This window comes from Methylobacterium komagatae (assembly GCF_042661665.1).
Lineage (GTDB): Bacteria > Pseudomonadota > Alphaproteobacteria > Rhizobiales > Beijerinckiaceae > Methylobacterium > Methylobacterium komagatae.
The window spans coordinates 1,509,582-1,523,240 of sequence record NZ_JBHSWN010000001.1; the positions used below are offsets into that span (position 1 = coordinate 1,509,582).

Annotated in this window: 12 protein-coding genes and 1 pseudogene; 6 read left to right on the plus strand and 7 right to left on the minus strand. The window is 69.4% G+C overall.

Going from position 1 to position 13,659, the window contains the following annotated elements:
- The first annotated feature begins 9 nt into the window (after window positions 1-9).
- Window positions 10-1,002 (plus strand): MaoC family dehydratase, encoded by a 993-nt coding sequence (locus tag ACFQE0_RS07300; RefSeq protein ID WP_378968409.1) that lies wholly within the window; start codon window positions 10-12, stop codon window positions 1,000-1,002.
- 78 nt (window positions 1,003-1,080) lie between these two features.
- Window positions 1,081-2,210 (plus strand): annotated as a pseudogene (gene prfB, locus ACFQE0_RS07305) (peptide chain release factor 2).
- Window positions 2,211-2,240: 30 nt separating this feature from the next.
- On the opposite strand, the gene ACFQE0_RS07310 reads toward prfB, so the two are convergent.
- Together ACFQE0_RS07310 and ACFQE0_RS07315 are read right to left on the minus strand one after the other, a co-directional pair.
- A complete protein-coding gene (locus tag ACFQE0_RS07310) occupies window positions 2,241-3,680 on the minus strand; it encodes a lipopolysaccharide biosynthesis protein (protein WP_378968411.1) in 1,440 nt (479 codons plus the stop codon).
- Between the two features lie 87 nt (window positions 3,681-3,767).
- Window positions 3,768-4,232, minus strand: coding sequence for a GNAT family N-acetyltransferase (locus ACFQE0_RS07315; protein ID WP_378975349.1), 465 nt, complete (start codon window positions 4,230-4,232; stop codon window positions 3,768-3,770).
- A 691-nt stretch (window positions 4,233-4,923) separates the two neighbouring features.
- On the opposite strand from ACFQE0_RS07315, the gene ACFQE0_RS07320 reads away from it, so the two are divergent.
- From ACFQE0_RS07320 to moaB, 3 genes are all read left to right on the plus strand, one after another.
- Window positions 4,924-6,084, plus strand: a complete 1,161-nt coding sequence (locus ACFQE0_RS07320) for a type III PLP-dependent enzyme (RefSeq protein WP_378968413.1) — start codon at window positions 4,924-4,926, stop codon at window positions 6,082-6,084.
- A 132-nt stretch (window positions 6,085-6,216) separates the two neighbouring features.
- Window positions 6,217-6,765 carry a GNAT family N-acetyltransferase gene (locus ACFQE0_RS07325; protein WP_378968416.1) on the plus strand — a complete coding sequence of 183 codons (549 nt, stop codon included), beginning with the start codon at window positions 6,217-6,219 and terminating at the stop codon, window positions 6,763-6,765.
- Between the two features lie 55 nt (window positions 6,766-6,820).
- Window positions 6,821-7,363 (plus strand): molybdenum cofactor biosynthesis protein B, encoded by a 543-nt coding sequence (gene moaB / locus ACFQE0_RS07330; RefSeq protein WP_378968418.1) that lies wholly within the window; start codon window positions 6,821-6,823, stop codon window positions 7,361-7,363.
- 9 nt (window positions 7,364-7,372) lie between these two features.
- Here moaB and ACFQE0_RS07335 read toward each other — a convergent pair whose 3' ends face one another.
- The gene (locus tag ACFQE0_RS07335; RefSeq protein WP_378968420.1) at window positions 7,373-8,824 is read right to left on the minus strand and encodes an amino acid permease; all 1,452 of its coding nucleotides are present in this window, start codon (window positions 8,822-8,824) and stop codon (window positions 7,373-7,375) included.
- Window positions 8,825-8,970: 146 nt separating this feature from the next.
- A complete protein-coding gene (locus ACFQE0_RS07340; protein WP_378968422.1) occupies window positions 8,971-9,474 on the minus strand; it encodes a hypothetical protein in 504 nt (167 codons plus the stop codon).
- A gap of 136 nt (window positions 9,475-9,610) precedes the next feature.
- Between ACFQE0_RS07340 and ACFQE0_RS07345 the strand changes: the two genes are divergently transcribed.
- Window positions 9,611-10,708, plus strand: coding sequence for a PA0069 family radical SAM protein (locus tag ACFQE0_RS07345; protein ID WP_378968424.1), 1,098 nt, complete (start codon window positions 9,611-9,613; stop codon window positions 10,706-10,708).
- Window positions 10,709-10,714: 6 nt separating this feature from the next.
- Here the strand turns inward: ACFQE0_RS07345 and ACFQE0_RS07350 are convergent, their stop codons facing one another.
- Genes ACFQE0_RS07350 through ACFQE0_RS07360 form a run of 3 tightly spaced genes read right to left on the minus strand, consistent with a single transcriptional unit; the run spans window position 10,715 to window position 13,201 of the window.
- Window positions 10,715-11,305 carry a ribonuclease HII gene (locus tag ACFQE0_RS07350; RefSeq protein WP_378968426.1) on the minus strand — a complete coding sequence of 197 codons (591 nt, stop codon included), beginning with the start codon at window positions 11,303-11,305 and terminating at the stop codon, window positions 10,715-10,717.
- Window positions 11,306-11,336: 31 nt separating this feature from the next.
- The gene (locus ACFQE0_RS07355) at window positions 11,337-12,377 is read right to left on the minus strand and encodes a glycosyltransferase family 4 protein (protein WP_378968428.1); all 1,041 of its coding nucleotides are present in this window, start codon (window positions 12,375-12,377) and stop codon (window positions 11,337-11,339) included.
- Complete coding sequence (locus ACFQE0_RS07360) at window positions 12,374-13,201, minus strand: UDP-2,3-diacylglucosamine diphosphatase (RefSeq protein ID WP_378968430.1); 828 nt, start codon at window positions 13,199-13,201, stop codon at window positions 12,374-12,376. Before ACFQE0_RS07360 ends, ACFQE0_RS07355 begins: the two co-directional genes overlap by 4 nt.
- Between the last annotated feature and the right edge of the window lie 458 nt (window positions 13,202-13,659).

The window sequence follows — 13,659 nt, forward strand, 5'->3', positions numbered from 1 at the left end:
GGACTTGTGATGTCCGAACTGGCCTTCGAGGATTACTCCGTTGGCGATGTGCTGACCGGCGAGCCGATCACGGTCAGTCGCGACGACATCGTCGCCTTCGCGAGGCAGTTCGACTTCCAGCCCTTCCACCTCGACGAGGCGGCGGCGGAGACAACCTTCGCCGGCCGGCTGATTGCCTCGGGCTGGCACACGGCGGCGCTCGGAATGCGGCTCCTGCAGCAGGGGCCGTTCCGGGGTGGTTCCTCGCTCGGCGCGCCCGGCATCGACGAGTTGCGCTGGCTCGCACCGGTCCTGCCGGGCGATACGCTGACGGTGAGCCTGACGATCACGGGCCTGCGGGATTCATCCACCAAGCCGGGGCTCGGCTTCGTCAACGCTCAGCTCGCCCTGCAGAACGGGCGGGACCAGACGGTGATGACGCAGCGCTTCACCTTCATGCTGGCGAGGGCCGGCACGCAGCCCCTGCCGCCGCGTCCGGTCACGATCGGCGAGCCCGCCTCCGTCGCAGAGCCGGACGAGGGTGAAATCCTCCCCTTCCTGCGCGACCTTGAGATCGGCGCCACCCGCGACCTCGGGGCCTATGCCTTCGATGCGGAGGCGATCATCGCCTTCGCGAAGGCCTACGATCCGCAGGCCTTCCATCTGGATGACGCGGCGGCGCGGCGGACGCATTTCGGCGGGCTCTGCGCCTCGGGCTGGCACACGGCGGGCGCCTACATGAACCGCCTGCTGACCACGCGCGCCCGCGATGCCGCCTTCACGGCCGAGCGCGGGCCGGTGCCGGAGACCGGCCCGTCCCCCGGCTTCTCGAACATGCGCTGGATCCGGCCGGTCTATGCGGGCGACACGATCCGCTTCGCCACGAAGCTCACCGACAAGCGTGCCTCCGGCTCGCGTCCGGGCTGGGGCCTCGCCTTCGCCCGCAACACGGGGGTGAACCAGCGCGACGAGCCGGTCTTCGCCTTCGACAGCACCGTGTTCATGCAATGGGCGCCATCGTAGCCAGCCGCCTTCGCCCATTTACACTGCCGGGCCCCGCCGGTATCACCCCGGCCCTGACACCTCACACCGAAACACCAGATGCGCGCCGAGATCGAGCAAGCCTCGGATGCCGCCAAGCAGTCTATAGGACTGCTGAGGAGGCATCTTTGACTGGGATACAGTCGATAAACGCCTCGCGGAGCTGAACGCCCGCTCAGAGGACCCCGAGTTGTGGAACGACGCCGAGGCCGCGCAGAAGGTCATGCGCGAGCGGCAGCAGCTCGATGAATCGGTCCAGACCATCCGCAAGCTCGAACGCGACCTCGAGGACGCGGCGACGCTGATCGAACTCGGTGAGATGGAAGGCGATGCCGCCTCGATCACCGAGGGCGAGCAGCAGATCCGCGCCGTCGAGAAGGAGGCCGCGAGCCGCCAGGTCGAGACGCTGCTCTCCGGCGAAGCCGACGGTTTCGACACCTATGTCGAAGTCCATGCGGGCGCGGGCGGCACCGAGAGCCAGGACTGGGCCAACATGCTCCAGCGCATGTATGCCCGCTGGGCCGAGCGGCGGAAGTTCAAGGTCGACATCGTCGAGTGGACCGACGGCGAAGAGGCCGGCATCAAGGGCGCCACGCTCCTGATCAAGGGCCACAACGCCTATGGCTGGCTCAAGACCGAGTCCGGCGTGCACCGTCTGGTGCGGATCTCGCCCTACGATTCCAACGCGCGGCGGCACACCAGCTTCGCGAGCGTCTGGGTCTATCCGGTGATCGATGACCGGATCGAGATCGAGATCAAGGAATCGGACTGTCGGATCGATACCTACCGCTCCTCCGGCGCGGGTGGCCAGCACGTCAACACCACCGACTCGGCGGTGCGCATCACCCACAACCCGACCGGGATCGTGGTGGCGTGTCAGCAGGAGCGCTCGCAGCACAAGAACCGGGCGACCGCCTGGAACATGCTGCGCGCCCGCCTCTACGAGGCCGAGCTCGAAGAAGCGCGAGGAGAAGGCCAACGCCGAGGCGGCTTCCAAGACCGATATCGGCTGGGGCCATCAAATCCGGTCCTACGTGCTCCAGCCGTACCAGCTGGTGAAGGATTTGCGCACGGGCACCCAGTCCACCGACCCGGACGAGGTGCTGGACGGGCATATCGACCCGTTCATGGAAGCCTCCCTCGCCCAGCGCGTCTATGGCGGCGGCGAGGCCGTCGAGGATATCGACTGACCGATCGAAAGGGCGCCTCGGGCGCCCTTTTCAGTCTGCGGCCACCGTCCGCGCCGGTCGCAGCCGAGCCGTGATCTGGGTCCGCAGTCCCGCAATGTCGAACACCCAGACCAGCGCGCCGTAGAGGCCCATTCCCACCGGCACCAGCACCGCCAGCGCCGTAGGGGGGAGGGCGCGGAAAGGGGCGAGGGCGAGGCCCATCACCGCGCAGGCCGAAGCCGCCGCACCGATCTGGCCCCAGGGGAAAGTCAGTCTCTCAGGCCCGGTGAGCACCCGCCAGCCGAGCCAGAGACAGGCGCCGGTCAGCCCGAGGGTCTGCGCCAGCGCCACGCCGAGCCCGCCGAAGCTTCGGGGCAGGACCAGAAGGCCGATCCCGTTCAGGCCGAGCGCCACCAGGGCGGCGACGATCACCGGCATCGTCCGGCGGCGGATCTGCACGCCGGGGCTCACCGCGTAGAGCATCATCGCGAAGCCGAACAGGCCGGGCAGGAGCGCGAGGCTGTAGGTCTCGAACGGGCCGCGATACGCCTCCGGAACGACGAGGGCCTGCAACGCGGGCAGCACCGCCCAGAAGCCGACCGCGCAGGGTGCGAGAAGGGCGAAGACCATCGCGGCGTTGCGCGCCACCTGCGCCTCTGCCGCCGCCCGGCCGTGATGTTCTTCCGCCTGGACCGCGATCTGGAACAGCAGCAGATCGAGGGCCATGCCCAAGGTCGTCAGCACCCGCGAGGTCACGTCGGCGGCCAGCGCGAAATACCCCGCCTCCTCGAAGCCCGCATGGCTCGCCACCGCGCCCCGGTTCACGAAGGATAGGAGCTGGTAGGCGGCGTTGGCTGCGATCAACGGCAGGCCATAGCGGGCGAACACGCCCCAGGTGCTGGAGAGCCGCGCCCGCTCGAAGGTCGCGGCCGGGTCGCGCAGCCAGCCCCGCAGCAGGACGACGGCGAGGAACTGGCTGAGCCCGGCCGCCGCGAGCACCCAGGCGGGCTGCGGCAGGAACCACGCGGCCCCCGCCATCAGCACGAAGGCCAGGACGTTCTTCAAGGCGACGAGGCCGAGATAGAGCTTGCCGTCGAACCGGGCGCGGGCCAGCGCGGCATGGTAGTCGAACACGCCGATGCCGAGTGCGGCGACCCCGGTGCCGCACAGTACGGCCTCGCGCGCCTCCGCCCCCTGGCCGAAGCCGAAGGCGCCGCAGATGGCGGCGGCCGCGGCGAGCAGCAGGCCGAGGCGGAGATAGGCCCGGTCGAGGCCGTGGCGGATCCACGGCTCGTCCACCCGCACCCGGCCGGAATAGAAGCGCGTGGCCGACAGGCGCAGCCACTCGAACAGCACGGTGTTGATGACGATGGCGCCTGTCGTCGCCAGGGCGAAGCGGCCGAAATCGGCCGGGCCGAGGAGCTTCGCGATCAGCAGGCCGAGGACGAAGTTCAGCCCCGCATTGATGACGAAGGCGGCGATGACGGCCAAGGGGTGAGACTCGTGCGGTGCGTCGGCGCAACGAATGTCGCGGCTGCCCCGTAAGAATCCCCTAATCGGGCGTCTTCGGGGCGGCGCCTACAGCGTGCGCTCGTAGCGCCACGCTTCCATCCCATCCTCATAATAATCCGGCCGCACGGCGAAGCGGGTGTAGCCGCGCCGTTCGTAGAGGCGGATACCTGCCCCGTTATCGGCTCGGACTTCGAGGCGCAGCCGGTCGCAGCCATGGGTGCGGGCGGTCTCCTCTGCCGCGTCGAGCAGGCTTCCACCGAGACCGAGCCCGCCCCGGTTGGGAGCGACGGCGATGGAGGCGAGGCGGGCGATGCGGCTCGCTTTCCGGCGCTCCAGCACGGCGGCGCCCACCAGCACGTCGCCGTCGATCAGCGCGACCAGCACATCCATGGTGGCGGAGCGGATCGCGTGGCGGATCGCCCGGCGCTCGGCGCGGTCGGTGGCGAAGGCGGCATGTTCCAGAGCGACCAGGGCGTCGAGGTCGCCGAGGGTGGCCGGGCGCAACACGGGCACCGGCCGGACCGGCGGCATCTCACGGAGAGGCGCGGTCACGCGGCGGCCCGCGTCTGTCTCGACTTCGGTTCTCTCGGCCCTGCCATCGCCCGTCCGCCGGATCCCGCCTGCCGCAGGGAGATGCCCCGGATGCGGCGCGGCTGCAACACCTCTGCTGCGCCCGATTGCATTTTGGGGATAGGGCACAATTCGGTCTTGCCCTCCGGGTCGAGGGCGATTATGTCCCGCCTGCCCAATTTCGCACGTGCCTGTGGCCGCGTGTCGGTTGGTGGGTATCCGGTCAACTGCCGGACAGCCGCCAGGGGTCTTAGGATCGATGGTCGTGGGGGTGGATCCCCCGCTTCCGGCAATCCAGGTGGCAACACCGGACCCCGACAACAACCGGCAGCCGGAGGCGAAACCGGCGAACCCCGCTCTCCACGGGGGACGCAGCTTAAAGCAACGACGAACGGGCTTTTTGGTCTCGCCGACCCTCCAAAGGTCGGCACCGAAGAGGCTTGTTTCTCTTTGCCCGGCGTGCGGTGGGGATTCTCCCTTCCAATCCACGGCAGCTTCCGGGTGCTCTGCGCCCGCTCGGATTTGCGCGTCTCCAAAGCGTGCCGGTCCCGCGCGGTGCATCGCCCCCTGACGCCGACGGCCTGCGAAGCCGTCTGATTTCGACAACGCGCCCCGTCAGAGGGCGCTCTCGAGACGTGGTGGGAGCCCGACCATGACCGACCGGATCCGCGATTTCCTGCGCGTGCGCCGCGACCTTGGCCGCGACGAGGGGCCCGTGATGGTGCTCGACCTCGATGTCGTGCGCGAGAATTATACCGCCTTCGCCCGCTCCCTTCCGGACACCCGCGTGTTCTACGCGGTGAAGGCCAACCCGGCCCCCGAGGTGCTGCGCCTGCTCGCCGAGATGGGCTCCTGCTTCGATACGGCCTCCGTCGCCGAGATCGAGATGGTGCTGGCCGCCGGCGCCACGGCAGAGCGGATCTCCTTCGGCAACACGATCAAGAAGGAGCGTTGCATCGCCCGTGCCATGGCGCTCGGCATCCGCCTCTTCGCGGTGGATTGCGAGGCCGAGGTCGAGAAGATCGCGCGCGCCGCTGCCGCTGCCGGTCTCGAGACGGGCGCCGTGCAGGTGTTCTGCCGCATCCTCTGCGATGGGGCCGGGGCCGATTGGCCGCTCTCGCGCAAGTTCGGCTGCGTGCCGGAGATGGCGACCGACGTGCTGGAGCACGCCCACCGCCAGGGCCTCCAGGCCTACGGCGTGTCGTTCCATGTCGGCTCGCAGCAGGGCAACACCGAGGCGTGGGACGGGGCGCTGGCCTCGGCCGCGACGATCTTCCGCGAGTGCGCGGAGCGCGGCATCTTCCTGTCGATGGTCAACCTCGGCGGCGGCTTCCCGACGAAGTACCTGAAGGCCGTTCCGGGCGTGGAGAGCTATGGCGACGCGATCTTCCGCGCGCTGACCAAGCATTTCGGCAACCGCATCCCGGAGACCATCATCGAGCCGGGTCGCGGCATGGTCGGCAATGCCGGGATGATCGAGGCCGAAGTCGTGCTCGTCTCGAAGAAGTCCACGGACGCGGACGAGGTCCGATGGGTCTACCTCGACATCGGCAAGTTCGGTGGTCTCGCCGAGACGATGGACGAGGCGATCCGCTACCCGATCCGCACCCGCCACGACGGCGAGCGGACCGAGCCCTGCGTGATCGCCGGCCCGACCTGCGATTCGGTCGACGTGCTCTACGAGCGCCAACACTACCCGCTGCCGGTCTCGCTCTCGATCGGTGACAAGGTGCTGATCGAAGGCACGGGCGCTTACACCACGACCTACGCGGCAGTGGCCTTCAACGGCTTCCCCCGCTTCAGCAAATCGTGATCTGATCCGACACGAATTCCGGGACCGTTCAGGCCCCGGACTTCATTTCTGCCGAGTGCCGGACGGGCGGCCCGTAAGCCAGCCCGCGAGGATTGTCGCTGCTCCCGCTGAACACCCTGGGAGGGGACGGTCATGATCGAGATCCGCGCGGAATTCCCGCACGACGTCCCGGCGCGCGAGCGTCTGCTGGACGTGTGCTTTCCCGGCAACCGCCGGGCCAAGACCTCCGAGCGCCTGCGCGAGGGGCGCCTGCCCGCGCGCGGCCTCGCCTTCGCCGCGACTCGCCGGGGTCGGCTCGTCGGCACACTGCGCCTGTGGCACGTCGAGGCGGGCGAGGGCTGCCCGGCGCTGCTGCTCGGGCCGCTCGCCGTGGATCCGGCGGTGCAGGGCCAGGGGCTGGGCTCGGTGATGATGCAGGCCGCCATCGGCCGGGCCGAGGCGCTGGGCCACGGCGCGATCCTGCTCATGGGTGATGCGCCGTACTACACGCGCTTCGGCTTCCGGGGCGACCTCGCCGCCGGGCTTGCCATGCCGGGCCCGTTCGAGCGCGCCCGGTTCCTGGGCCTCGAACTGCGCGAGGGCGCGCTGGCGGGTGCGCAGGGCATCCTGCGGGCGACCGGTCTGCCCGAGCCGATGGCGGTGCCCGCCGCCGGAGCGGCCGCGCGACGACACGCGGCCTAACTGATCACTCGTCCTTGCCCCATATCTCCCGGCACGACTGGGAGATCCCTGATCCATGGCCGACGTTTCCGATGCCCGCCGCTTCATCCCCCTGGGGATCGCGGTGCTCACCGTCTCCGATACGCGCTCGCTCGATGATGACCGCTCGGGCGATACCCTCGCCGGGCGGCTGACCGAGGCGGGCCACCGCCTCGCGGGCCGTGCCATCGTGCCCGACGAGGTCGCGCGGATCCGGGGGCAGGTGGAGCAGTGGATCGCTGATCCGGCCGTCGACGTGGTGCTGACCACGGGCGGCACCGGCTTCACCGGGCGGGACGTGACGCCCGAGGCGCTGGAGCCCCTGTTCGAGAAGCGGATGGACGGCTTCTCGGCGGTGTTCCACCGCATCTCCTACGACAAGATCGGCACCTCGACCCTGCAATCGCGGGCGACGGCGGGCGTAGCGGGCGCGACCTACATCTTCGTGCTGCCGGGCTCCCCCGGCGCCTGCCGGGACGCCTGGGATGGCATCCTCGGCCAGCAGCTCGATTACCGACACCGGCCGTGCAACTTCGTGGAGATCATGCCCCGCCTCGACGAGCATCTGCGGCGGGGGTGAGGCCCGCCCTCAGGCCGTCGTCCCGTTCTTCTTACGCAGCACCGAGTGCTTCCGCCCGTAGACGAAGTAGACGACGAGGCCGAGCGCCATCCAGATCACCAGACGCAGCCACGTATCGAGGGGCAGGCCCGCCATCAGGAGCAGGCAGAACCCGATGCCGAGGATCGGCACCAGCGGCACGGCCGGAACCTTGAAGGGGCGCTTCATCCCCTTCTCCGTGCGGCGCAGGTGTATCACCGCGCCGCAGACGAGGCAGAAGGCAGCGAGCGTGCCGATGCTCACCATCTCGCCGAGAATGTGGATCGGCACCAATGCAGCCACCAGCGCGACGCAGGCGCCGATCAGCGCCTGGCTGCGATAAGGCGTCTGGTAGGTCGGGTGAACGTGGGAGAAAAGTTTCGGAAGCAGCCCATCCGAGGCCATGGTGTAGAAGATCCGGCTCTGGCCATAGAGCAGCACGAGGATCACCGTGGTGAGGCCGGTGAGGGCGCCGAGCTTGATCAGCGCCCCGAACCAGCCGATCCCGATGGCGTCGACGCCCTTGGCGATCGGGTCGGGCACGTTCAGGTCCTTGTACGGGACGAGGCCGGTGAGGACCGCCGCCACCAAAACGTAGAGGATCGTGCAGACGGCAAGCGAACCGAGGATGCCGATGGGCATGTCCTTCTGCGGCCGCTTGGCCTCCTGCGCCGCCGTCGAGACCGCATCGAACCCGATGAAGGCGAAGAACACGACGCCCGCCCCGCGCAGGATGCCGCTGTAGCCGTAATGGCCGAAGGTGCCGTCGTTCTCGGGGATCAGCGGGCTCCAGTTCGCGGATTTGGTGTAGCTCCAGCCGAGCCCGATGAAGGCGAGCACCACGGCGAGCTTCACCGCCACCATCACGTTGTTGAACCGGGCCGATTCCTTCGTGCCGCGCATCAGCATGAGCGTCAGCACGGCCACGATCAGCACGGCGGGCAGGTTGAACAGGGCGGTGCCGCCGCCCTCGATCTCGGTGCCCGGCGCGTGGGCGAACCGGGCCGGGATGACGATGCCGACATCCTTCAGGATGCTCGTCACGTAGCCCGACCAGCCGACCGCTACGGTCGCCGCGCCCATCGCGTATTCGAGGATCAGGTCCCACCCGATCAGCCATGCGAAGAACTCGCCGAGCGTCGCATAGGTATAGGTGTAGCTCGACCCCGCCACCGGGATCAGCGCGGCCATTTCCGAGTAGCACAGGCCCACGAAGGCGCAGGCGATGCCGCCCAGCACGAAGGAGAGCATGATGCCCGGCCCCGCATATTGCGCGGCGGCCGTGCCGGTGAGCACGAAGATGCCCGCGCCGATGATGGCGCCGATACCCATGGCCGTGATGGAGAGCGCCCCCAGCGAGCGCGACAGGGTCTGCGACTCGGCCTCCCCACCGGCGACGATGTCGTCCACCGACTTTCGCGCCATCAGGTTGGAAGCTTCCATCGGCGTCATCCCAAAAGCGGCGCCGCCGGCTTGGCGCTGATCGTTGCCGGCAACTGAGCAAGTTTCGGGCTGTTCCGCCAGGGAGGCGCGCGAGAATTACATTTGACGGGTTTCTGAGAAGAGATTTCGCCCGGCCAATGATCAGTTCAGGACCGGTCGATCCGCGCATGCAGGGCGCGGACCCGCAGCCGCTTCGTCCGGCCGGACAGGTCCTCCCGCCGCACCACGTCCCCAGCCCGGATCGTCCGCGTGCCGAACAGTCTGTCGAGGCGGTTACGGAGACGGCGCAGGGGCTCGGGGCGGTCGAGGCGGCCGATCCCGATCTCGGGTTTGGCCATGCCGACGAACCGATCGAGTGTGCGGATCCAGCCCTCGGCGGGCACGTCGCCCGCGTCGAGGCAGAAGATCCAGTCGCGCCGGGCGATCGCCGCGCCGGCGCCGAAGGGATCATTGCCCGTATGCACCACCAGCACCGCGCCGGTCGCCTCCGCGACGGTCGCCACGGCGGGGACCTCACGGGGCACGACGATGATCGCGTCGCCGACGAGGCCGCCCGCCACGCCCGACACGAGGGCGCTGAGCGTGTCGGCCAGCCGGTCGATCGCGTCCGGGTCGGCCGGATCGTCCAAATGGGTCACGGCGGAGAGCATGCGGGGCGCATACCCGATTTTGCGCGAGGAGAAACGCTATTCCCGCGCCACGGGCCGCAAGTCTCTCGGTTTGCCCGCATTTTCCGCAGACTCGCTCAAATCGTTCGTGTTATGTTCCTAAGGCCAGCGAGGCTTCATGCGTCAAGATTCGCCGATCACCCTTCGCCTGACCGAGAGCATGCCCCTGCCCGAGGGCCGGAAGGGGCGGGGTGCCACGGCGAATCCGAGTGGCCGGTTCGAAACCGCCCGGCGGGAGGCTTTCGATGATGGCTGGGAGAGCGAGGCGCCCGCGCCCCTGCGGACGGAGGTCCGGCCGGAGCGGACGGCCTCGATCATCGCCCGGAATACCTCGCCGGATATCCCCTTCGATCGCTCGGTCAACCCGTATCGCGGCTGCGAGCACGGCTGCATCTATTGCTACGCGCGGCCGACCCACGCCTATCTCGGCCTGTCTCCAGGGCTCGACTTCGAATCGCGCCTTTTCACCAAGCCGGAGGCGGCGCGGCTGCTGCGGAAGGAGTTGTCGGCACCGGGCTACCGGCCGGAGACCATCGCGCTCGGCACCGCCACCGATCCCTACCAGCCGATCGAGCGGGAGCACCGCCTCACCCGGGCCGTGCTGGAGGTGCTGGACGAGGCCCGGCACCCGGTGGGCGTGACCACGAAATCGGACCTCGTGCTGCGCGACCTCGATCTTCTCTCGAGGATGGCCGCGCGAAACCTCGCCCTCGTCGCGATCTCCCTGCCGACCCTCGATCCGGCCCTGTCCCGGCGGCTCGATCCCCGCGCGCCGCGTCCGGAGAAGCGGCTCGCGGCCATGCGCGCCCTGGCGGATGCGGGGGTGCCAGTCATGGTCAACATCTCGCCGATCATCCCCGGCCTCACCGATCACGAGATCGAATCGGTGTTGGAGGCTGCCCATGCGCAGGGGGCGAGCCGGATCGGTCACGCTCTGCTGCGCCTGCCCGGCGAGGTGAAGGATCTCGTGGCCGATTGGTTCGCGGAGCATTACCCCGAGCGCCGAGAGCGCGCCCTCGCGCTGTTGCGCCAGTCGCGTGGCGGCAAGGAGAACGATTCGCGCTTCGGCCACCGCTTCCGGGGCGAGGGGCCCTACGCCGAGATGATCGGCCAGCGGGTCCGCCTCGCGGGCAGGAGGCTCGGGTTCTCATTCGGGCGCATGGCCCTGAACACGGACGATTTCCGGTCGCCGGGGGCGCAGCTCAGCCTGTTCTGAGACGCTCTACCCGAACGTCTTCGTGAAGCTCACCCGGTGGTGGGCGCTGCGGCCGAGGGTGGCCAGACCTTGGCGGTGGAGGGCGGTGCCGTAGCCGACATTGCGCTCCCAACCGTAGCCGGGATGGGCGCGGGCCAGCCGCCGCATGAAGGCGTCGCGCAGAACCTTCGCGACGATGGAGGCGGCGGCGATCTGCGGCACCAGCCGCTCGCCGCCGATCACCGCCCGTCCCGTCAGCCCGGGGAGGGCGTCGCGCCCATCCACGTAGACCGGCGCGTCGAGGCCGAGCTTGGCCACGGCCCGCGCCATGGCGTCGAGGGTGGCGGCGCGGATGTTGATCCGGTCGATCAGGGCGGGCGAGCCCGCTGCGAGGGCGACGCGCCCGTGCCGCCGGATCAGTGGGGCGAGGCGGTTGCGCGTGGGTTCGGGCAGCTTCTTGCTGTCGTCGAGTGCGCCGAGCAGGTCCGCCGGTATCGCGGCGGGGTCGAACCAGACGGCGGCCACCACCACCGGTCCGCTCAGCGCGCCGCGACCGACTTCGTCGCAGCCGATGACGGCGGGGTAGCTGGGGGCGCGGGCAGGATCGAAGGGCGGCATGGCGCCCTCCTGGCATCTCCAGCGCGCCGCGTCACGCCGCCTGCGGTACGGCGAGGCGGCGGGCGAGGAGGATGTTGCCGAAGAACTGCCGGGCGCTCTCATCCCAGCCCCGGCGCAGGGCATCCTCGCGGCAGGAGGCCCGGGGAATCGTCAGCGCCCGCAGGGCCGCCGCGCGCAGGTCGTGGTCGAGCACGCCGACGCCGCTCGTGCCGATCACGTCGAGGGGGCCGGGCACGGGAAAGGCCGCCACGGGCAGGCCGCAGGCCAGGGCTTCCAGCAGCACGATGCCGAACGTGTCGGTGAGGCTCGGGAACACGAACACGTCGCAGGCGGCGTAGAGCGCAGCGAGGTCGGCGCCCGTGCGGGTGCCGAGGAACCGCGCCTGCGGGGCGAGGCTCTCCAGCCGCGCGCGGTCCGGCCCGTCGCCGATCACCACCTTGGTGCCCGGCAGGTCGAGGGCCAGGAAGGCGGCGACGTTCTTCTCGATGGCGAGCCGCCCGACGAACAGGAAGAACGGACGGGGCAGCCCGGCGAGCGCGGCGGGCAGCGCGGCGCCCGGCACGGCGGGCGCGAAGAGATCGGTGTCGACGCCCCGCGTCCATTGCATGATGCGGCCGAAGCCGCGCGCTTCCAACTCGCTCTGGAGGCTCTTCGTGCTCACCATCGTGCCGTTCGCGGCCCCGTGGAAGCGGCGCAGATAGGCGTAGGACCACGCCTCCGGCACGGGCGCGCGGGCGGCGAGATATTCGGGGAAGCGCGTGTGATAGCTGGTGGTGAAGGGTAGCCTCTGCGCGAGACAGCGCCGACGTACGGCGAAGCCCACCGGCCCCTCCGTGGCGATGTGCACATGGGTCGGCGCCGCCTCGTCCCACCGGCTGGCGAGGCGCCCCGGGACCGGGCAGGCGAGGCGGATCTCGGGATAGCCCGGCAGGGGCATGGACGGGAATTCGGCCGGGCTCAGAATGGAGGCGGCGAAGCCGTGGGCGGGCGCCCGCCGCATCATCTGTTCGAGGGAGCGCACCACGCCGTTGACCTGCGGGTGCCACGCATCGCTCGCGATCAAGAGTCTCACGCGACGGCTCTCCGCCCTGGCGGAAGCTGGGGCTGGGCCTGCGCCTGATTCTCCGCCTCCTTGGCCCGCAGCAGCGACGGGTAGTGGATCACCTCGATCCGGCCGTCGTAATGCTCGATGATGCCGGTGCAGGATTCGACCCAATCGCCGGTATTGAGGTAGCGCAGGTCGCCGATGGACCGGTCGGCCGCGTGGTGGATGTGGCCGCAGATGACCCCCTGCGCCCCCCGGCGCTTGGCCTCCTCGGCCAGGATCTCCTCGAACTTGCCGATGAAGCTGACGGCGTTCTTCACCTTCAGCTTGGCCCAGGCCGACAGCGACCAGTACGACAGGCCGAGCCGCCGCCGGAAGCGGTTGAGGATCGTGTTCAGCCACAGGGCGAGCGTGTAGGCGCCGTCGCCCAGATGGGCGAGCCAGCGCTGGTGGCGCATCACCATGTCGAACTGGTCGCCATGGATCACGAGGTAGCGGCGTCCGTCCGCCGATTCGTGGATCGCCGTGTCGGCGATCTCGATGCCGCCGAAGGTCGTGCCGACGTAGTTGCGCAGGAACTCGTCGTGGTTGCCCGGCAGGTAGACGACATGCGTCCCCTTGCGGACCTTGCGCAGGAGCTTCTGCACCACGTCGTTATGGGCTTGCGGCCAGTACCAGCCGGATTTCAGCTGCCAGCCGTCGACGATGTCGCCGACGAGGTAGATGGTGTCCGCATCGTAGTCCCTCAGGAAGCCCAGCAGCATCCCCGCCTGACACCCGCGCGTCCCGAGGTGCAGATCGGACAGGAACAGGGTGCGGACGCGGATCGGCCTGTCGTCGTCCTCTGCCACGGCGGTCTCCCTGCGAGTTGCGCGGGGATCCAGAGCGCGATTACGTCTCGTTTTGATGACGCTGCCGGTCACATGACCCGGCAACATTCGTGAAATCGTTGACTCAACCTTCCTGGCCGACAGGTTGCACTGCACGCCAAATTTTTTTGCCCCTTGTCCGAAGATTTTCCGGTTTTCCTTTCGAGCGATGCCAACCCATAATACATGAGATCCGACGGCCCCGGCCGGGCCGCCGGTGGGGCCAGCGCGGAAGGGAAGGCGGCGCGAATTCCGGCGCCGCGAGGATAGGACGGCACATCGGAGGCGACCGGCGCGGGCAGCGCCGCGACGCGAGCGGCACACGCCGCCTGCCGCTCCGCAGCGCCCAGGGTCCAGGGCAGGCAACGGCCGCGCAGGCGGACGGGGTCTTCCCGGCAATTCCCCGACGCTTACAACCCCGACACGCGCGACAGATCCCG

Excerpts from the sequence above, each read along its gene's own strand:
- ACFQE0_RS07300 (WP_378968409.1), top strand. The coding sequence starts at position 10 with ATGTCCGAACTGGCCTTCGAGGATTACTCCGTTGGCGATGTGCTGACC.
- ACFQE0_RS07315 (WP_378975349.1), bottom strand. The coding sequence starts at position 4,232 with ATGCCGCCGGTCCGGCCGGTGCCCGTGTTGCGCCCGGCCACCCTCGGC.
- ACFQE0_RS07320 (WP_378968413.1), top strand. The coding sequence starts at position 4,924 with ATGACCGACCGGATCCGCGATTTCCTGCGCGTGCGCCGCGACCTTGGC.
- ACFQE0_RS07325 (WP_378968416.1), top strand. The coding sequence starts at position 6,217 with ATGATCGAGATCCGCGCGGAATTCCCGCACGACGTCCCGGCGCGCGAG.
- moaB (WP_378968418.1), top strand. The coding sequence starts at position 6,821 with ATGGCCGACGTTTCCGATGCCCGCCGCTTCATCCCCCTGGGGATCGCG.
- ACFQE0_RS07335 (WP_378968420.1), bottom strand. The coding sequence starts at position 8,824 with ATGGAAGCTTCCAACCTGATGGCGCGAAAGTCGGTGGACGACATCGTC.
- ACFQE0_RS07340 (WP_378968422.1), bottom strand. The coding sequence starts at position 9,474 with ATGCTCTCCGCCGTGACCCATTTGGACGATCCGGCCGACCCGGACGCG.
- ACFQE0_RS07345 (WP_378968424.1), top strand. The coding sequence starts at position 9,611 with ATGCGTCAAGATTCGCCGATCACCCTTCGCCTGACCGAGAGCATGCCC.
- ACFQE0_RS07350 (WP_378968426.1), bottom strand. The coding sequence starts at position 11,305 with ATGCCGCCCTTCGATCCTGCCCGCGCCCCCAGCTACCCCGCCGTCATC.